The 18467-nt window shown below is 50.2% G+C and carries 16 protein-coding genes; 2 read left to right on the top strand and 14 right to left on the bottom strand.

Features of this window, described 5'->3' with window-relative positions; all coding sequences use genetic code 11:
* Positions 1 to 114: 114 nt before the first annotated feature.
* From lpdA to metF, 13 genes are all read right to left on the bottom strand, one after another.
* A complete protein-coding gene (gene lpdA / locus Q9J32_RS01805) occupies positions 115 to 1548 on the bottom strand; it encodes a dihydrolipoyl dehydrogenase (protein ID WP_118820011.1) in 1434 nt (477 codons plus the stop codon).
* A 258-nt stretch (positions 1549 to 1806) separates the two neighbouring features.
* Positions 1807 to 2988, bottom strand: coding sequence for a 2-oxoglutarate dehydrogenase complex dihydrolipoyllysine-residue succinyltransferase (gene odhB / locus Q9J32_RS01800; protein ID WP_002217383.1), 1182 nt, complete (start codon positions 2986 to 2988; stop codon positions 1807 to 1809).
* A gap of 99 nt (positions 2989 to 3087) precedes the next feature.
* Positions 3088 to 5916 (bottom strand): 2-oxoglutarate dehydrogenase E1 component, encoded by a 2829-nt coding sequence (locus Q9J32_RS01795; protein ID WP_301885433.1) that lies wholly within the window; start codon positions 5914 to 5916, stop codon positions 3088 to 3090.
* Positions 5917 to 6120: 204 nt separating this feature from the next.
* Positions 6121 to 7404 carry a citrate synthase gene (gene gltA / locus Q9J32_RS01790; protein WP_301667776.1) on the bottom strand — a complete coding sequence of 428 codons (1284 nt, stop codon included), beginning with the start codon at positions 7402 to 7404 and terminating at the stop codon, positions 6121 to 6123.
* A gap of 111 nt (positions 7405 to 7515) precedes the next feature.
* Positions 7516 to 7764, bottom strand: a complete 249-nt coding sequence (locus tag Q9J32_RS01785; protein ID WP_301885434.1) for an FAD assembly factor SdhE — start codon at positions 7762 to 7764, stop codon at positions 7516 to 7518.
* A 3-nt stretch (positions 7765 to 7767) separates the two neighbouring features.
* Positions 7768 to 8475 (bottom strand): succinate dehydrogenase iron-sulfur subunit, encoded by a 708-nt coding sequence (locus Q9J32_RS01780; protein ID WP_003678833.1) that lies wholly within the window; start codon positions 8473 to 8475, stop codon positions 7768 to 7770.
* A gap of 124 nt (positions 8476 to 8599) precedes the next feature.
* A complete protein-coding gene (sdhA, locus tag Q9J32_RS01775) occupies positions 8600 to 10363 on the bottom strand; it encodes a succinate dehydrogenase flavoprotein subunit (RefSeq protein WP_301667778.1) in 1764 nt (587 codons plus the stop codon).
* Positions 10364 to 10365: 2 nt separating this feature from the next.
* On the bottom strand, positions 10366 to 10707 hold the full coding sequence (gene sdhD / locus Q9J32_RS01770) for a succinate dehydrogenase, hydrophobic membrane anchor protein (protein WP_002219397.1): 342 nt from the start codon (positions 10705 to 10707) through the stop codon (positions 10366 to 10368).
* On the bottom strand, positions 10701 to 11078 hold the full coding sequence (sdhC, locus tag Q9J32_RS01765) for a succinate dehydrogenase, cytochrome b556 subunit (protein ID WP_118792680.1): 378 nt from the start codon (positions 11076 to 11078) through the stop codon (positions 10701 to 10703). The genes sdhD and sdhC overlap by 7 nt, the downstream gene beginning before the upstream one ends.
* A gap of 284 nt (positions 11079 to 11362) precedes the next feature.
* Positions 11363 to 12766 carry a dihydrolipoyl dehydrogenase gene (locus Q9J32_RS01760; protein ID WP_301885518.1) on the bottom strand — a complete coding sequence of 468 codons (1404 nt, stop codon included), beginning with the start codon at positions 12764 to 12766 and terminating at the stop codon, positions 11363 to 11365.
* Positions 12767 to 13014: 248 nt separating this feature from the next.
* A complete protein-coding gene (locus Q9J32_RS01755) occupies positions 13015 to 13752 on the bottom strand; it encodes a redoxin family protein (protein WP_002221128.1) in 738 nt (245 codons plus the stop codon).
* A gap of 276 nt (positions 13753 to 14028) precedes the next feature.
* Positions 14029 to 16305, bottom strand: coding sequence for a 5-methyltetrahydropteroyltriglutamate--homocysteine S-methyltransferase (gene metE / locus Q9J32_RS01750; protein ID WP_301885435.1), 2277 nt, complete (start codon positions 16303 to 16305; stop codon positions 14029 to 14031).
* Positions 16306 to 16440: 135 nt separating this feature from the next.
* On the bottom strand, positions 16441 to 17319 hold the full coding sequence (gene metF, locus Q9J32_RS01745) for a methylenetetrahydrofolate reductase (RefSeq protein ID WP_002217399.1): 879 nt from the start codon (positions 17317 to 17319) through the stop codon (positions 16441 to 16443).
* Positions 17320 to 17517: 198 nt separating this feature from the next.
* On the opposite strand from metF, the gene Q9J32_RS01740 reads away from it, so the two are divergent.
* Complete coding sequence (locus Q9J32_RS01740; RefSeq protein WP_002217400.1) at positions 17518 to 17793, top strand: type B 50S ribosomal protein L31; 276 nt, start codon at positions 17518 to 17520, stop codon at positions 17791 to 17793.
* Positions 17793 to 17918 (top strand): type B 50S ribosomal protein L36, encoded by a 126-nt coding sequence (ykgO, locus tag Q9J32_RS01735; RefSeq protein ID WP_250314035.1) that lies wholly within the window; start codon positions 17793 to 17795, stop codon positions 17916 to 17918. The genes Q9J32_RS01740 and ykgO overlap by 1 nt, the downstream gene beginning before the upstream one ends.
* 261 nt (positions 17919 to 18179) lie before the next feature.
* On the opposite strand, the gene Q9J32_RS01730 is transcribed toward ykgO, so the two are convergent.
* Positions 18180 to 18380, bottom strand: a complete 201-nt coding sequence (locus Q9J32_RS01730) for a protein MIGRI (protein WP_003675061.1) — start codon at positions 18378 to 18380, stop codon at positions 18180 to 18182.
* Between the last annotated feature and the right edge of the window lie 87 nt (positions 18381 to 18467).

The raw sequence follows: 18467 nt of genomic DNA, 5'->3' as shown, positions 1-18467 counted from the left end.
AGTGCTGTGTGTTTGCCTGACGGAATTATAAATCAGAAAACGGAGCTCTCGGAACATTCAATTTGTCGAAGGCCTTAAGGCCGTCTGAAAAGTTTCAGACGGCCTTAATGTCTATCAACCGTGCAAAGCGCGTTTGTCGGCCGCCAAGGCAGCTTCGTGAACCACTTCGGACAAGGTTGGGTGGGCATGGATAATGCGGGCGATGTCTTCGCTGCTGGCGAAGAATTCGAGCGCAGTCACGCCTTCGGTAACCAATTCGCTGACAACCGGGCCGATCATGTGTACGCCCAAGATGCGGTCGGTTTTGGCATCTGCCAATACTTTAACCGTACCTTTGGCTTTGCCCATTGCCAATGCGCGACCGTTTGCGCCGAAACCTGAAGTACCTTTTTTGTACTCCACGCCTTCGGCTTTGAGCTGCTCTTCGGTTTTACCCACCCAAGCGATTTCAGGGTCGGTGTAAATCACAAACGGTACGTTGTTGAAGTCGATATGCGGTTTTTGACCGGCAATGCGCTCGGCAACGGCAACGCCTTCATCGCTGGCTTTGTGTGCCAACATCGGGCCGCGGACCACGTCGCCGATTGCCCATACGTTAGGCAGGTTGGTACGGCATTCGCCGTCCACTTTGATAAAGCCGCGTTCGTCTTTTTCCAAGCCGACGGCTTCGGCGTTCAGGCCTTTAGTGTTTGGAATACGGCCGATGGCAACGATGAGTTTGTCGAAAACTTCGGTTTTGGCTTCGCCGGCAGCAGTTTCGTAAGCAACGGAAACGCCCTTGCCTTCAGATTTGATGTCGCCGATTTTCACGCCCAGTTCGATGTTCAAGCCTTGCTCTTTGGTGAAGTATTTGAAGGCTTCTTTGGCGATTTGTTGGTCGGCGGCAGCCAGGAAGGTCGGCGCAGCTTCAAGAATGGTAACTTCTGCACCCACGCGGTTCCATACGGAACCCATTTCCAAACCAATCACGCCGGAACCGATCACGCCGAGTTTGGCAGGTACTTCGGTCAGGTTCAATGCGCCTTCATTGTCCAATACGTTCACGTTGTCGATAGCGACTTGTGGCAGCGGACGCGGCACGGAACCTGTGGCTACGATGACGTGTTTGGCTTCGATAACGGTTTTCTCGCCTTTGTTATCGACTTCGATTTGGTAAGCATCGCCATTTTTACCGGCAAAAGAAGCAGTACCGAACAGGCTGGTTACTTTGTTTTTTTGGAACAGGAATTTCACGCCGCCGGTCAGCTTGGTTACAATGGCATCTTTGCGCTCAATCATTTTGGCCGCGTCGAATTTTACGTCGCCGACAGTGATACCGTGTTCGGCAAAATCGTGTTGCGCAGCGTGGAAATGTTCGCTGGATTGCAACAGGGCTTTGGAAGGGATACAGCCTACGTTCAAGCAAGTACCGCCCAATGCAGGGGCATTGCCCGCTTTGTTAACGCCTGCGTCAACGCAAGCAGTTTTGAAACCCAGTTGCGCAGCACGGATGGCGGCAACGTATCCGCCCGGGCCTGCACCAATCACTACTACATCATATTGAGACATCGTGTCATCCTTTGCTTTTGCAGTATCTCAAAATAAAAACGATACTTTTTGTTTCTTTTTTATTTTGAATGACTGCGTTTTGATGGTTTTAAGAAAAGGCCGTCTGAAAGTCCATATCTGCCGATTCATTCGAATCAAATGTTTCAGACGGCCTCAATCGTTCGTTGAGCCTATTGTAGCACGATACTACATTACGCTACATCTAAATAAAAATTCAGACGGCCTTTTCATTAACAAATAAAAGGCCGTCTGAAACGATTACAGATCCAACAACAGGCGTGCTGGGTCTTCCAACGCGTCTTTAATGGCTACCAAAGTCAATACAGCTTCGCGGCCGTCGATGATACGGTGGTCGTAAGACAGAGCCAGATACATCATTGGACGGACAACAACTTGGCCGTTTTCAACCACAGCGCGCTCTTTAGTGGCGTGCATACCCAAAATCGCAGATTGAGGCGGGTTGATGATCGGGGTGGACATCATAGAACCGAAAGTACCGCCGTTGGTAATACTGAATGTACCGCCGGTCAAATCTTCGATAGCGATTTTGCCGTCTTTGGCTTTTTTCGCGTAATCAACAATTGCTTGTTCGATGTCGGCAATGCTCATTTGGTCGGCATCGCGCAAGATAGGCACAACCAAACCGCGTGGGCTGCCAATCGCGATACCGATGTCGAAGTAGCCGTGGTACACGATGTCTTTGCCGTCAACAGAAGCATTCACAACCGGGTATTTTTTCAGGGCGGCAACCGCGGCTTTAACGAAGAAGGACATGAAGCCCAGTTTCACGCCGTGTTCTTTCTCGAATTTTTCTTTGTACTTCGCACGCAAGTCCATGATTGGTTTCATATTGACTTCGTTGAATGTAGTCAGAATGGCGTTTTCTTGTTGAGAAGCCAAGAGGCGTTCTGCAACACGGGCACGCAGGCGGCTCATCGGTACGCGTTCTTCAGGACGTGCGCCGGCAGGAAGCGCAACGGCAGGAGCAGCGGCTGCGGCAGGTTTGGCAGCGGCATTTTGTACGTCTTCTTTCAATACGCGACCGTCACGACCGGAACCTTGCAATGCGTTCACGTCAACACCGGTCTCGGCAGCCAGTTTAGCGGCAGCAGGCATAGCGGCGTTGTTTTGTGCAGCAGCAGGAGCGGCAGCTGGGGCAGCTTCTGCAGGCGCGGCGGCAGGTGCTTCAGCAGCGGCAGTGGCAGCTGTATCGATACGGGCCAAAACTTGGTCAGCAACAACGGTTTCACCGTCTTGCGCTACGATTTCAACCAATACGCCGGCTTGTGGAGAAGGTACTTCCAAAACCACTTTGTCAGTTTCGATATCGATCAGGATTTCGTCACGGGCAACTGCTTCGCCAACTTTTTTCTTCCATTCCAAGAGCGTGCCTTCAGATACGCTTTCAGACAGCATAGGTACTTTTACATCAATAATCATTTTGTGTCTCCAATGGCCCTTTCAGACGGCCTGTTGTGTGTTTTTAATTCTGCATATGGGCATTCCGCCTGAACAATTTCAAACGGAATGCCGCCAGGCTTACAACGCCAAAGCGTCTTCAACCAATTGTTTCAATTGAGCAATGTGTTTGCTTGAGTAGCCCACTGCAGGCGATGCGCTGCTTGGACGACCGGCATAAGACAGTTTTTGCTCTTCGCTGATAACGCCTTCGATGCGGTGGCGGATTTGGTAGAACGCGCCTTGGTTTTTCGGCTCTTCTTGCGCCCAAACCACAGATTTTGCGTTCGGATATTTCGCCAGTTCAGCTTTAACTTCGTCGTATGGGAACGGATACAGCTGCTCAACGCGGACAATCGCAACATCATCTTCCAGTTTACGCTCGGTACGGCCTGCTTCCAAGTCATAGTAAACCTGGCCGGCACACAATACCACGCGTTTCACGCTGTCGTTGCTTGCGCGTTCGGCAGTATCGCCGATAACCGGACGGAAAGTCGAACCTTCGGTGAAGTTTTCCAGCGGGCTCATTGCACCTTTGAAGCGCAACAGGCGTTTGGACATGAAAATCACCAGCGGTTTGCGGTATGAACCCAAGACTTGGCGTTGCAAGAGGTGGAACATTTGCGACGCTTCAGACGGCATGATGACTTGCATATTGTTCTCAGAACACAGTTGCAACCAACGTTCTACGCGTGCAGAAGAGTGCTCGGGGCCTTGACCGTCGTAGCCGTGCGGCAGGATGGTGGTCAGACCGCACAAACGACCCCATTTGGTTTCGCCTGAAGAGAGGAATTGGTCAATAGTTACTTGCGCGCCGTTGGCGAAGTCACCGAATTGCGCTTCCCAAATGGTCAGCTTGTCAGGAGCGGAGCAGGCAAAGCCGTACTCGAACGCCATCACGGCTTCTTCGTTCAAGATAGAGTCGATAACCAGGAACTCGCCCAAGCCCTCGCCCATGTTGCGCAGAGGAACATAAGTACCGTCGTCCCATTTTTCGCGTTTTTGATCGTGCAGAACGGCATGACGGTGTGAGAATGTACCGCGGCCGGAGTCCTCACCGGAGATACGCACGCCATGACCTTTGGTCAGCAGGCTTGCGTATGCGAGGGTTTCGGCCATACCCCAGTCGATAGGCTGTTTGCCGGATGCCATGGCTTTACGCGCTTCGATCACACGTTTTGCAGTCGGATGCAGGGCAAAGCCTTCCGGTACGGCGGTGAATTTCTCGGCAAGACGCTCGATGTCGGCAGCAGGCAAACCGGTTTCGATTTTTTCGCGCCAATCTTTGCCTTGGTATTTGCTCCAGTCGATTTGTGTGCGTTGGAAGTTGCTCAACGTTGTTTGCTCGACATGTTCGCCTTTGTCCAAAGCATCACGGTAGGCTTGGATGTAAGCGTCGGCCTCAGCCTGGGTGACCACACCTTCGGCAATCAATTGCTCGGTGTACAAAGCACGCGCACCCGGGTGTTGCGATACTTTTTTGTACATCATCGGTTGGGTCAAGGTCGGATCATCGCCCTCGTTGTGGCCCCATTTACGGTAGCAGACAACGTCGATCACGATGTCTTTATGGAATTTTTTGCGGTAATCCAAAGCGGCTTGGATGGCAAAGCAAACGCGTTCGGGATCATCGCCGTTCACATGGATAACCGGGGCGGAAACCATTTTCGCGATATCGGTACAGTGTACGGTTGAACGGGTATCGCGGATATCGGAAGTGGTAAAGCCGATTTGATTGTTGATGACGATATGAACCGTACCGCCGGTGGTATAACCGCGCGTTTTAGACAGGTTGAATGTTGCTTGGTTAACACCCAAACCGATAAATGCGGAGTCACCGTGAATCAATACCGGCAAGACTTTATCGCGGCCGTTTTCGCCCAAACGTTTTTGTTTGGCGCGCGCAGAACCTTCCACCACCGGATTAACGATTTCCAAGTGTGACGGGTTGAACGCCAAAGAAACGTGCATCGGACCATGCGGAGTAGCGATGTCAGAGCTGAAGCCCATGTGGTATTTCACGTCGCCGCTGGGCAATTTGATTTCGGCACGACCTTCAAATTCGGCAAACAGATCGGCCGGTTTTTTGCCCAAGATGTTAACCAAAACATTCAGACGGCCACGGTGCGCCATACCGATGATGACTTCTTCCACGCCGTCTTTACCGGCGTTTTGAATCAGGTAGTTCAAACCGGCAATCGCGCTTTCGCCGCCTTCGACACCAAAGCGTTTTTGACCGACATATTTGGTATGCAGATAACGCTCCAAAGTTTCGGCAGCGGTCATCTCTTTCAAGATACGGCGTTTTTGATCCGCATTGTAATGCGGTGTGGACAATACGCTTTCAAAATAGTTGCGTACCCAACGACGCTCTTCGGTATTGGGAATATAAATATATTCCAATGCGATGTGGCCGCAGTAGGTTTGTTTGAGGTTGCTGATGATTTGGGACAAGGGCAGCTTGCCGCGATTGGCAAAATCGCCCTCTCCCATATTGAATTGAAGCGCCATATCGGCATCAGACAGACCGTGGAATTTCGGATCAAGGGCTTCAATGTCGCGCGGGGGGATACGTTTGAGCGGATCGAGCCGTGCCGCACCCACGCCTTGGATACGATAGGCGGAAATCAGCCGTAAAACGCTGACTTGCTTTTTCAGCATTGCCTCATCCGCACCGCCCGCAACGGCAGATGCAATTTTCTTTTTCGCCAAAGTAACAAATGATTCGCGAATCGGTGTGTGTGCGACATCGACAGCAACCGTCCCCGGCTGTTTGCTCAAATCGGTGAAATACTGCTTCCATTTTTCATCAACCGCATCGGGGTTTTCCAAAAAAGCCTCGTACAATTCCTCAATGTAGGGTGCGTTCGAACCGAACAGGTAAGAGAAATTGAGTTTTTCGTCCATCATGGCGTGCGCTCTTTTCTTTAAAATATAAACAAAGGGTAGAAATCCGCGTCCTGACGGCGGAACTGATGCCGTCTGAAAAGACATTTTATTCTACCCTATTTTAAACCGGATTGCTTGCATTGATTTCATCCGACTACAATCAGACGGATTCGGGAAACAATCCGGTTCTCTGATATTGCCTGTTTGACAATATATTAATGTATGTTACCTCTCGCCTGCCGGCACATAATCGCGGCGTTCCGAACCGGTATAAAGCTGGCGCGGACGGCCGATTTTCAGCGAAGGATCGCTAATCATCTCGTGCCAGTGCGAAATCCAGCCCACGCTGCGCGACAGGGCGAAGATGACGGTAAACATTTCGGTCGGGATACCCAGCGCGGACAGGACGATGCCGGAATAGAAATCGACATTGGGATACAGTTTGCGTTCGATAAAGAACGGGTCTTTCAGCGCAATCTGTTCCAATTCCATCGCCAGTTTGAATTTCGGACTGTCTTCCAGACCTAATTCTTTCAAAACTTCATAGCAGGTTTCGCGCATAATGCTGGCACGCGGATCCATATTGCGGTATACGCGGTGTCCGAAGCCCATCAGGCGGTATTTGCGCTGTTTCACGCCTTCCATATATTCGGCAACATTGGACACATCGCCGATTTCGTCCAGCATTTTCAACACGGCTTCGTTCGCGCCGCCGTGCGAAGCACCCCACAGGCAGGCGATACCGGCAGCAATACAGGCAAACGGGTTCGCACCCGAAGATCCAGCCAGACGGACGGTTGACGTTGAGGCGTTTTGCTCATGGTCGGCATGCAAAATAAAGATGCGGTCGAGTGCGCGTGCCAAAACGGGATTGGGTTTGTAGTCTTCACACGGCGTGGCGAACATCATATGAAGGAAGTTTTCGGAATAAGAAAGATTATTCTTCGGATAATTGAACGGCAGACCGTTTGAATAGCGGTAGCACATTGCCGCAATGGTCGGGATTTTGGAAATCAGGCGGTAAATCGCGATTTTGCGGTGTTCGGGATTGGTAATGTCCAAGCTGTCTTGGTAGAACGCAGACAGCGCGCCGACCACGCCGACCATCATCGCCATCGGATGCGCATCGCGGCGGAAACCCCGGAAGAACCAAGTCAGCTGTTCATGCACCATCGTGTGGCGGCTGACGGTATTGTCAAATTCTGCCTTTTGCTCGGGAGTCGGCAGTTCGCCGTAAATCAACAGGTAGCAGACTTCCAAATAATCGGACTTTTCGGCCAGCTGCTCGATGGGGTATCCGCGATAATAAAGCAAGCCTTGATCGCCGTCGATGTAAGTAATTTTAGACTCACAGCTTGCGGTTGAAACAAATCCGGGATCAAATGAAAACAAACCTGTATTTTTTGTCAGCCCCCGAATGTCAACCACATCATGCCCGATGCTGGCTTCCAATACCGGCAGATCCAAGCCTGCCTGACCCGGTACGTTGAGTTTGATTGATTTGGACATATTATCGCTCCTTTGCAAGTTGTAACCCACGTTGCTGCATCCGCAGCACGTTCTTTGCCTTCAGACGGCCTTTGCATTTTGAAATCTGCCCGCAGGCAGATTTCGGATGCCTCATACCCGTCTGATTTTTTCAAGCATCGGGATAAGATGCCCTTTGTCCGTTGCCGAATGCCCGTTAATCAAGGCAAGCAATTCTTGATCTTGAAATTCAAGGATTTCGGAAAACTCGGACAGCTCTTTATCGCTCAAATGCTCGAATTCTTTTTCCATAAACCTGCCGAAGATTAAGTCTAATTCCAACAATCCCCGGCGGGTTTGAAAACGGATTTTCCGTTTGGCAATATCGTCAAAAACCATCATTTCTTAAACGGCCCGCTTCAACATAATCTCTTTAATCTTGCCGATGGCACGGGTTGGATTCAAGTGTTTGGGGCATACGTCCACACAGTTCATAATGGTGTGGCAGCGGAACAAACGGTACGGATCGTTCAAATTGTCCAAACGCTCATTGGTGATGGTATCTCGGCTGTCCGCAATGAAGCGGTAGGCATTCAGCAAGCCGGACGGACCGACGAATTTGTCGGGATTCCACCAGAACGACGGGCAGGCGGTCGAACAGCAGGCGCACAAAATACATTCGTACAAGCCGTCCAACTCTTTGCGCTCTTCCTGAGTTTGCAGACGCTCTTTGTCCGCATCAATCGGATTGTCGTTAACGACATAAGGTTTGATGGAATGGTATTGTTTGAAGAACTGGGTCATATCCACAATTAGGTCGCGGATGACAGGCAGACCAGGCAACGGGCGGATTTTGACAGGCTGTTTCAGGCTGCGTAAATCGGTCAGACACGCCAAGCCGTTTTTGCCATTGATGTTCATACCGTCAGAACCGCAAATCCCTTCGCGGCAGGAACGGCGGAAAGACAATGTATCGTCTTGTGCTTTCAGGCGCACCAAAGCGTCCAAAAGTTTCACGTCGGTCGGTTCCAATTCCAACTCGTAACGCTGCATATAAGGCTTGGCATCAACATCCGGATTGTAACGGTAAATTTCAAAACTCATTTTTTCCATGAGAAGTGTTCCTTTTCTCATAAACCGCCTGATGGTTATATGTTATGGGTTCAAGCGGTTCAGTATGGTGGTGTATTTGATTTTCAGACGACCTCTTGTGATACGGAGGTCGTCTGAAAACGCATCAGTAAACGCGCTTGGCCGGTTTGATGTATTCTACGCTCAGAGGCTTGGTGTGTACCGGTTTGTAGGACAAGGTGTTGGTATCTGAATGATACAGCGTGTGTTTCATCCAGTTTTCGTCATCGCGCTCAGGATGGTCGTCTGAAGCGTGCGCGCCGCGTGATTCTTTACGTGCTTCGGCAGACACCAAAGTCGCTTTCGCCACTTCAATCAGGTTGTCCAATTCCAAAGCCTCGATACGCGCGGTATTCCACACTTTGCTCTTGTCCTTGATTTCGGTACGTTTCACGCGCTCGGCAATCTCCATCACCTGTTTCACACCTTCCGCCAAAATAGCATCGGTACGGAACACGCCGGCGTGCAGTTGGACGGAGCGTTGCAGTTCGCGGCGCAGCGCATCGACGTTTTCGCCGCCGGTTTGGTTATCCAAGCGTTCGATACGTTGGCGAGTCAGTTCGCCGGCATTTGCAGGCAGGGGTTTCCAGCAGTTTTGTTCTTTGATGAATTTAATCATACTGTCGCCGGCAGCTTTACCGAATACTACCAAGTCCAGCAGGGAGTTTGTACCCAAACGGTTCGCACCGTGTACGGAAGCACAAGCGCACTCACCTGCGGCATACAGACCTTTTACAGGCACTTCGTACTCGTCGCCTTGAGGAACGACAACTTCGCCATGATAATTGGTCGGAATGCCGCCCATCATGTAGTGGGTAGTCGGCACGACAGGAATCGGGTCTTTAATCGGGTCGATACCGGCAAACTGGATGGAAATCTCGCGGATACCCGGCAGTTTTTCCATAATTTTTTCGGCACCGATATGGTCGATTTTCAGCAATACATGGTCTTTATTTTTACCGCAGCCGCGACCTTCGTAGATTTCCATCGCCATCGCACGGGAAACCACGTCGCGCGAAGCCAAGTCTTTTACGGTCGGCGCATAGCGTTCCATAAAGCGTTCGCCGTCGGCATTCAACAGAATACCGCCCTCACCGCGTACGCCTTCGGTAATCAACACGCCTGCACCTGCCACACCGGTCGGGTGGAATTGCCAGAATTCCATATCTTCCAACGGGATACCTGCACGGGCACAAATGCCCAAACCGTCACCAGTATTCATATAAGCATTGGTAGAAGAAGCATAAATACGGCCGCCGCCACCGGTAGCAAACATCACAGCTTTAGCGTGGAAAATATAAACTTCACCAGTTTCCATTTCCATAGCGGTTACACCGACGACATCACCATTCTCATCACGAATCAAATCTTGCGCTGTCCATTCCACAAAGAATTGCGTATTGGCACGGACGTTTTGTTGATACAGGGTATGCAGCATCGCATGACCGGTACGGTCGGCAACCGCACAGGCACGTTCTACCGCGCGTTTACCGTGTTCGGCAGTATGTCCGCCGAAAGGGCGTTGGTAAATTTTGCCGCTTTCCACGCGGTCAAAAGGCATACCCATGTGTTCCAACTCAATCACCGCTTCGGGCGCTGCGCGACACATAAACTCAATCGCATCTTGGTCGCCTAGCCAGTCGGAACCTTTCACGGTATCGTACATATGCCAGTCCCAACGGTCTTCCTGCACATTACCCAGCGAAGCGGAAATACCGCCCTGCGCCGCTACGGTATGCGAACGGGTCGGGAACACTTTAGACAAAACGGCACAATTCAGACCGGATTTGGACAATTGGAGGGCTGCGCGTAAACCTGCACCACCACCGCCGACAATCACGGCATCAAACTTGCGAACAGGAAAACCCATACTTACCCCCAAATCACTTTAACTGAATACACGAGGCAGCCGACCAGCCAGACGATGGTGGCAACCTGCAAAAACAAACGCACGCCGAAGGGTTTGATATAGTCCATCCACAAATCGCGGATACCCACCCAAGCGTGCAAAAATACGGCGATGAAGCTCACTTGGGTAAATACTTTTACCCAAGTTTGACTAAAAAATGCCTGCCATGCCGAATATTCTTTAGGCAGGGAAAATAGAACCACTAAAAGTGCAACAGTATAAATCAACATAATAACCGCAGTCGCACGTTGCATCGCCCAATCGCGCAAACCGTAATGGGCACCGGTCAATTTACGTTCTACCATAACAACGCTCCCAAAACGACAGTCAGCACCAAAGCTGCGGTAAAGACAAATTTAGCGGTGTTCCGTGCAGTATTCAGCTCAAGGCCTTTGTGCGCATCCAAAAATAAAAAGCGGATACCGGCGAGAGAATGGTGCAGATAAGCCCACAATACACCGATTAAAACCAGCTTGACCAAAGGATGGGAAACAATAGCACGGTAAGTTTCAAATGCAGATTCTTGACTTAGGGTGCCGGACAGGAAATACAGCAGGAAAGGCAGCATAATAAACAGCCCGACCCCGCTGATGCGGTGAAGGATGGAAACTATCCCGGGTATCGGCAGACGGATGTTCGGCAAATCCAGATAAACAGGACGCGGTTTGACAGACATAGTCAATTCCTCTGTAGTTATATATCGACTCAAAAACCGTAAACCCATTGCTACACTGGGTTACATAAACGTTAATTTACCTGTTTTATCCCATTTTGAACAGTGTATTTTAAAAACAAACTGATAGATTTTGACAAACACGCGTGAAAACAGCAGATTAAAAGAAAGATTTTTAGTTTTGCCCCCCCTTCCCGACACGGTATCAGCATCCGACCTCCAACCCCATCCTCAAAAATAAAATGCCGTCTGAAAAAATTTCAGACGGCATTGTTTTGCCATATCGCTCAGGCTTTCAATTTCGCATCAGCATCACGCAACGCAGTACGCAGACCTTCCTCGATAACAGGATGGTAGAACGGCATATCCAGCATTTGCGGAACGGTCATCTTCATTTGATGCGCCCATGCCAACAAATGTGCCAAATGTTCGGCGGCAGGGCCTACAATTTCCGCACCGATGAAGCGGCCGGTTGCTTTTTCGGCATACAGGCGCATATGGCCTTTATTTACCAGCATCACGCGGCTGCGGCCTTGGTTTTTAAACGATACTTCGCCAATGACAAATTCGTCGGGTTGGTATTGCGCGGCAACCTGCGCGTATTTCAAACCGACAAAGCCGATTTGCGGACTGGTGAACACCACGCCGATGGTGCTGCGGCGCAAACCGCTGCCGATATTCGGATAGCGGCCCGCGTTGTCGCCGGCAATCTTGCCTTGATCGGCGGCTTCGTGCAGCAGGGGCAGTTGATTGGATGCGTCGCCCGCGATGAAGATATGCGGAATACTGGTTTGCATGGTTAGCGGATCGGCAACGGGTACGCCGCGCGCATCTTTTTCGATATTGATGTTTTCCAAACCGATATTGTCAACGTTCGGACGGCGGCCTACGGCTGCCAGCATATATTCGGCAACAAATACGCCTTTTTCGCCATCCTGCTCCCAATGGACTTCTACATTGCCGTCTGTATCGAGTTTGACCTCGGTTTTAGCATCCAAATGCAGTTTCAATTCTTCGCCGAACACGGCTTTCGCCTCGTCTGAAACGACGGGGTCGGAAATGCCGCCGATGATGCCGCCCAAACCGAAAATTTCAACTTTCACGCCCAAACGGTGCAATGCCTGACCCAGTTCCAAACCGATAACACCCGGTCCGAACACGGCAACGCTCTTAGGCAGCGTATCCCATGAGAAAACGTCATCGTTGATAATCAAACGGTCGCCCAAAGACTGCCACTGCGGCAGGATAACGGGACGCGAGCCGGTAGCAATCACGAAACTTTTTGCCGTGATTTGGGTATGGTCGTCGATTTGGACGGTATGCTCGTCGATAAATTTAGCCGAACCCATGATGCGTTTGTCGGCAGGCCATTCTTCCACATCGGCAACGACAAAGCCGACAAAACGATCGCGCTCGGATTTAACGCGCTGCATCACTTCTTCGCCGTTGACGACGATACTGTCTTTATCCAAATGCACGCCGAACGGGTCGGTATGCAATGCGTGATGGCGCGCCTCTGCGGCGGCAATCAAGAGTTTGGAAGGCATACAGCCCACGCGCGCGCAGGTCGTGCCGAACACATTGTTTTCAATCAGGTAAACATTGTCCGAATGTAAACGGGCATTGCGAAACGCGCCCATGCCGGCAGTACCGCCGCCGATTACGACGACATCTGCTTGAATTTTTTTCATAATCTTTGTCCTTCCGTTTTCGTCTGAAACACTGCCGACACGGAATATATCGGCTTCAGACGGCATTTAAATATTTTCCCAATCAAAAACATTATTCAGATAAATAAAAACAAAATTTCGATTGAGTGCAACAATATCCAAATCCTCTTATAAATATAGAGTTATTCGGAGCGGTAGTGTAGAACCGCCCGAATAACTCTATCCGGTATATCAGACAGTTTAATCAAACTGCCTTAAGCAAACAGCTATCAGTTTTTAGCCAAGTAAGCTTCCAAATCTTCGCTGCCGCCGATGTATTTACCGCCGATGAAAACTTGAGGAGCAGTCATTTTGCCGGTAATGGCGCGTACAGAAGTAACGGTCGCATCTTTGCCCAATACGATTTCTTCGTAAGACAAACCTTTGTCTTGCAAAGCTTGTTTGGCTTTGGCGCAGAATTGGCAGCCGGGTTTGGTAAAGATGGCAACAGACTCTTGAGCCTTCCAATCGGGAGCAACGAATTTCAGCATAGTATCTGCATCGGATACTTTGAACGGATCGCCCGGTTCTTCAGGTTCGATGAACATTTTTTCAACCACGCCGTCGTTAACCAGCATGGAGTAACGCCAAGAGCGTTTACCGAAGCCCAAGTCTTCTTTACCAACCAACATACCCATACCTTCGGTAAATTCACCGTTGCCGTCAGGAATCATGTAGATGTTGTCTGATTCTTCTTCGGCAGCCCAAGCGTTCATTACGAAAGTATCGTTTACAGATACGCAGTAGATTGCGTCAACGCCGTTTTCTTTGAACGCGCCGAACAATTCGTTGTAACGCGGCAGATGTGAAGAAGAACAAGTCGGAGTAAATGCGCCGGGCAGAGAGAATACGACTACTTTTTTGCCTTTGAACAAATCATCGGTAGACACATCTTTCCAAGTGTCGCCGACGCGGGTGCGGAATACTACGGAAGGTACTTTTTGACCGGTACGATCTTGCAAAGCCATTTTGAGCTCCTTAATAGATAGGTTTAAGAAATGATTGTGAATCGCTGGGCATTCTACCCCGAATAAGTCGATTTGTATAATTTATAGTTCAAATAATATTAATTATTCAAAACTATTAATCACCAACCTCGACCAACTTTTTACAGTATATAAAGCCATGCCTAAAAAAAACAAGTCTTATTTGAGAAAAATTCTTAGAAACTCCCCTACGCTCATTTGAAAACAGAAATGCCGTCTGAAAAGTATTCAGACGGCATCTGATCACGTTATCCCTGCTTATTTAGCCAGTTCGGCACGCAGTTTGTGGGTTACGTTCATCATCACTTGGAGTTGTTCCAGAGTTTCTTTCCAGCCACGGGTTTTCAGGCCGCAGTCAGGATTCACCCACAGACACTCAACCGGTACAACCTCGATGGCTTTGCGCAACAGATGTTCCACTTCAGCTTCAGTCGGTACGCGCGGGCTGTGGATGTCGTAAACGCCCGGGCCGATGTCGTTCGGGTATTTGAATTCGCCGAACGCGGTCAAGAGTTCCATGTCGGAACGTGAAGTTTCGATGGTGATAACGTCGGCGTCCATAGCGGCGATGGCGGGCAGGATGTCGTTGAACTCAGAGTAGCACATATGGGTGTGGATTTGAGTGCTGTCTTCGCAACCAGTAGAGGACAGGCGGAAGGATTCGCCAGCCCAGTTCAGGTAGGCATCCCAATCGGCGCGTTTCAAAGGCAGACCTTCGCGGATGGCAGGTTCGTCGATTTGGATGACTTTGATGCCTGCTTTTTCCAGATCCAATACTTCGTCGTTCAGAGCCAGTGCGATTTGTTTACACACGGTAGAGCGAGGAATATCGTTGCGGACGAAAGACCATTGCAGAATGGTTACAGGGCCGGTCAACATACCTTTCATCGGGCGTTTGGTCAGGCTTTGTGCGTAAGTAGACCAGGCAACAGTCATGGCTTCAGGACGGCTTACGTCACCGAAGATGATAGGTGGTTTAACGCAGCGAGAACCGTAGCTTTGTACCCAGCCGTATTGGGTGAATGCAAAACCGCTCAACAATTCGCCGAAGTATTCGACCATGTCGTTACGCTCTGCTTCGCCGTGTACCAGTACGTCCAAGTCCAGTTTTTCTTGCTCTTCAACCACCAAGGCGATTTCTTTTTTCATCGCGGCTTCGTAATCGGCGGCAGACAGTTCGCCTTTTTTGAAGGCTGCGCGTGCTTGGCGGATTTCGGTAGTTTGCGGGAAAGAACCGATGTTGGTCGTCGGCAGCAGAGGCAGGTTCAACCATGCTTGTTGCGCTTTGATACGGTCGGCAAACGGTGATTTGCGTTGGTCTGCGTTGGCAGGCAGGTCGGCAAGGCGTTTGGCAACGTCTGCACGGTGGATTTCGCTGCTGTTGGCACGGGAGTCGGCGGCAGCTTGGCTGGCGGCCAGTTCTTCGGCAACAGAATCACGGCCTTCGTTCAATGCGGCTTTCAGAACGCGCAATTCTTGGGTTTTTTGCAGGGTGAATGCCAACCAAGAGTACAGGTCGGGTTTGTTGGCTTTCAGTTTTTCTTCAACTGACAAGTCAAACGGAGTGTGCAACAGCGAGCAAGAGCTGGAAATCCACAAACGCTCGCCCAGTTTGGCTTTCAGAGGCTCGACAGTTTCCAAAACTTTGTTCAGGTTGGCGCGCCAGATGTTGCGGCCGTCAATCACGCCGGCAGACAGAACTTTGTCGTAGTCGACGAACGCGTCCAGTTGCTCGGGCGCGCGTACCAAGTCGATATGCAGACCGTCAACAGGCAGGGCTTTCAGCAATGCGGCGTGTTCGGCAACAGAACCGAAGTAAGTGCTCAACAGGATTTTGGCGTTTACTTTGCTCAAAGTAGCGTAAACGTCTTTGTAGGCTTCCACCCATTCTTTAGGCAGATCGACAGCCAAAGCAGGCTCGTCGATTTGAATCCACTCGGCACCGGCTTCAACCAAAGCAGTCAGGATTTCAACGTAAACAGGCAACAGTTTAGGCAACAGGCTCAGACGGTCGAATTCGACTGCGCCTTTTTCTTTACCCACCCATAGGAAGGTCAGCGGACCAACAACAGTCGGTTTGGCTTTCAGGCCCAAAGCTTGGGCTTCTTGCAGTTGTTGAACGTAGTGTTTAGCGTTCGCTTTGAATTCGGTATCGGCGTGGAATTCAGGCACCAAGTAGTGGTAGTTGGTGTCGAACCATTTGGTCATTTCGATAGCGAATTGGTCTTTGTTGCCGCGCGCCAGTTGGAAGAATTGTTCCAAAGACAGGTTTTGGCTGTCGAAGCCGAAGCGAGCAGGGATGGCACCGGTAGCGACTTGCAGGTCGAGGATATGGTCGTAGAAAGTGAAATCGCCTGCGGCAACGTAATCGGCGTTAGCGGCAGCTTGGTGTTTCCAGTTTTTCTCGCGCAAGTCTTTAGCAACAGCCAGCAATTCTTGCTCGCTGATTTCTTTGCGCCAGTATTTTTCTTGTGCGAATTTCAATTCGCGGAAGGCGCCGACACGCGGGAAGCCTGAGAAATGTAATGTTGTCATGTTGAACTCTCCAGTTGGATTTTGTAAGGACCGGTTCGATCCGAATCGGCCGGTATTGTAAATCAGAATGGCTAGGATGGGGCGGCGTTTTGCTTTTCAGACGGCCTCGGATGCCGTCTGAAGCCGTTTTCAGCTTTAAGGGCGCACGCCCAAAATATGGCAGATGGCGTAAGTCAGCTCGCTGCGGTTAAGCGTGTAGAAGTGGAAATCTTTCACGCCTTCGCGGGATAGGACTTTGACCATATCGATGGCGATACTGGCGGCGACGAGGTTGCGTGTGCCTTGGTCGTCGTCCAAACCTTCATACATTTGCGACAGCCAGCTTGGGATTTTGACGTTGGTTACTTGCGCCATTTTGCCGAGCTGCTTGAAGTTGGTAACAGGCAAAATACCAGGGACGATTTCCACATCGATACCCAACATCACGCAGCGGTCGCGGAAGCGCAGGTAGCGTTCTACGTCAAAGAAAAATTGGGTGATGACGTGGTTTGCACCCGCATCGATTTTGCGCTTCAGATTAATCAGATCGGCTTGTGCGGATTTGGCTTCGGGATGCACTTCGGGATATGCCGCCACAGAGATGTCGAAGTCGGCGACGGAGCGTAATAGCTTAACCAAGTCTTCGGCGTAAAACGGTTTTTTCTCATAACCGGGCGGCTCGTCGCCACGCAGGGCGACAATGCGGCGGATGCCGCTGTCCCAATAGTCTTTGGCGATTTGGCGCAATTCGTCGGGGGATGCGTCGATGCCGGTCAGGTGCGGCGCGGCTTCCAAGCCGGTTTCCTGTTTGATGCGTTTGACAATGCCGTGCGTGCGGTCGCGTTCGCCGGAGTTTGCGCCGTAGGTTACGGATACGAACTTGGGATGCAGGGTTTGCAGACGGTGGATGGAATCCCACAGCATCGTTTCCATTTGCTCGTTTTTCGGTGGAAAAAATTCAAACGAAACGTTGATGTCGCCTTTCAAATCGGAAAGGCTGTTATTTAACGCATTGATTTCTTTTGCGTAATTCATATCTGCATACCTTCGTTATCTTTTATATGATGTTTTAGGCGGTATGATAAGGTTGCACCGAATATGAGTCAATTTCAAAATTTTCAGGTTTATGATGAAAATTTTTAATATTTAGCAAAAACCATACGCTTTCCTTGTACAACCCTTCTAAATTATGCTAGAGTTTGTTATGTTATAACACTCCAAGCAAGGCAATATATGAAACCGAATATTCATCCTGACAATTACCGGACCGTTCTTTTTTTCGACAGCAGTGCCAATGAAGGCTGGCTGATTCGTTCTTGCGCCGAAACACACGGAAAAACGATGGTTTGGACAGACGGCAAAGAATATCCGCTGTTTTCGCTGGATACTTCTTCCGCATCCCATCCCGTCTATACCGGCAAACAGCGCAACGTCAATACCGAAGGCCGTGCCAGCAAATTCAACCAACGTTTCCAATCCGTCATGTCATCGTTTAGAAAGGACAAATAATGCAGGTTCTGTCTTCACTCAAAACCGCCAAACAACGCCAACGCGACTGTCAGATTGTCAGACGTAAAGGCAAAGTTTACGTCATCTGCAAAAGCAATCCGCGTTTTAAAGCACGCCAACGCTGACCCCCTGCCCCTTCCTGCTTCGGTTGTATAGTGGATTAACAAAAATCAGGACAAGGCGACGAAGCCGCAGACAGTACAAATAGTACGGAACCGATTCACTTGGTGCTTCAGCACCTTAGAGAATCGTTCTCTTTGAGCTAAGGCGAGGCAACGCCGTACTGGTTTAAATTTAATCCACTATAAAGCACCTCCTACCGCAAGCCCTTTTCATCAAATATGCCGTCTGAAACAGAAAATGCGTTTCAGACGGCATTTTTTCCGTCAATACGAATCCGGAATGTGTTTGAAATACAGCATGACCAAATACCAAAACAGCGTCGCGGCGGCTGCGCCAAGCAGTACCCATGCGCTGATTTTGGCGACATCGCGCAGGGCACGTTTTTGCTTGCGGCTGAAGAGGCGGTTGATAATCAGCGCGGCAAGTGCGAAAAAGAAAAAAATACGGAAAAGTCTGCCTATCATATAGGGAAGCGGTGGAGGTCGTCTGAAAAAGTATGGATCGGTTGCGGCGGCATGGGGACGGATGTTTCAGCGCGTCGGGCTGCCTGC

Origin of the sequence: Neisseria uirgultaei, assembly GCF_962719845.1 — a bacterium.
Taxonomy (GTDB): Bacteria; Pseudomonadota; Gammaproteobacteria; order Burkholderiales; family Neisseriaceae; genus Neisseria; species Neisseria bergeri.
Note: the sequence above shows the minus strand (reverse complement) of the source record. Positions and strands in the feature narration are given on the sequence as shown.

Coding starts and splice junctions, on each gene's coding strand:
- lpdA (WP_118820011.1), bottom strand. CDS start 1,548: ATGTCTCAATATGATGTAGTAGTGATTGGTGCAGGCCCGGGCGGATAC.
- odhB (WP_002217383.1), bottom strand. CDS start 2,988: ATGATTATTGATGTAAAAGTACCTATGCTGTCTGAAAGCGTATCTGAA.
- Q9J32_RS01795 (WP_301885433.1), bottom strand. CDS start 5,916: ATGATGGACGAAAAACTCAATTTCTCTTACCTGTTCGGTTCGAACGCA.
- gltA (WP_301667776.1), bottom strand. CDS start 7,404: ATGTCCAAATCAATCAAACTCAACGTACCGGGTCAGGCAGGCTTGGAT.
- Q9J32_RS01785 (WP_301885434.1), bottom strand. CDS start 7,764: ATGATGGTTTTTGACGATATTGCCAAACGGAAAATCCGTTTTCAAACC.
- Q9J32_RS01780 (WP_003678833.1), bottom strand. CDS start 8,475: ATGGAAAAAATGAGTTTTGAAATTTACCGTTACAATCCGGATGTTGAT.
- sdhA (WP_301667778.1), bottom strand. CDS start 10,363: ATGGGTTTTCCTGTTCGCAAGTTTGATGCCGTGATTGTCGGCGGTGGT.
- sdhD (WP_002219397.1), bottom strand. CDS start 10,707: ATGGTAGAACGTAAATTGACCGGTGCCCATTACGGTTTGCGCGATTGG.
- sdhC (WP_118792680.1), bottom strand. CDS start 11,078: ATGTCTGTCAAACCGCGTCCTGTTTATCTGGATTTGCCGAACATCCGT.
- Q9J32_RS01760 (WP_301885518.1), bottom strand. CDS start 12,766: ATGAAAAAAATTCAAGCAGATGTCGTCGTAATCGGCGGCGGTACTGCC.
- Q9J32_RS01755 (WP_002221128.1), bottom strand. CDS start 13,752: ATGGCTTTGCAAGATCGTACCGGTCAAAAAGTACCTTCCGTAGTATTC.
- metE (WP_301885435.1), bottom strand. CDS start 16,305: ATGACAACATTACATTTCTCAGGCTTCCCGCGTGTCGGCGCCTTCCGC.
- metF (WP_002217399.1), bottom strand. CDS start 17,319: ATGAATTACGCAAAAGAAATCAATGCGTTAAATAACAGCCTTTCCGAT.
- Q9J32_RS01740 (WP_002217400.1), top strand. CDS start 17,518: ATGAAACCGAATATTCATCCTGACAATTACCGGACCGTTCTTTTTTTC.
- ykgO (WP_250314035.1), top strand. CDS start 17,793: ATGCAGGTTCTGTCTTCACTCAAAACCGCCAAACAACGCCAACGCGAC.
- Q9J32_RS01730 (WP_003675061.1), bottom strand. CDS start 18,380: ATGATAGGCAGACTTTTCCGTATTTTTTTCTTTTTCGCACTTGCCGCG.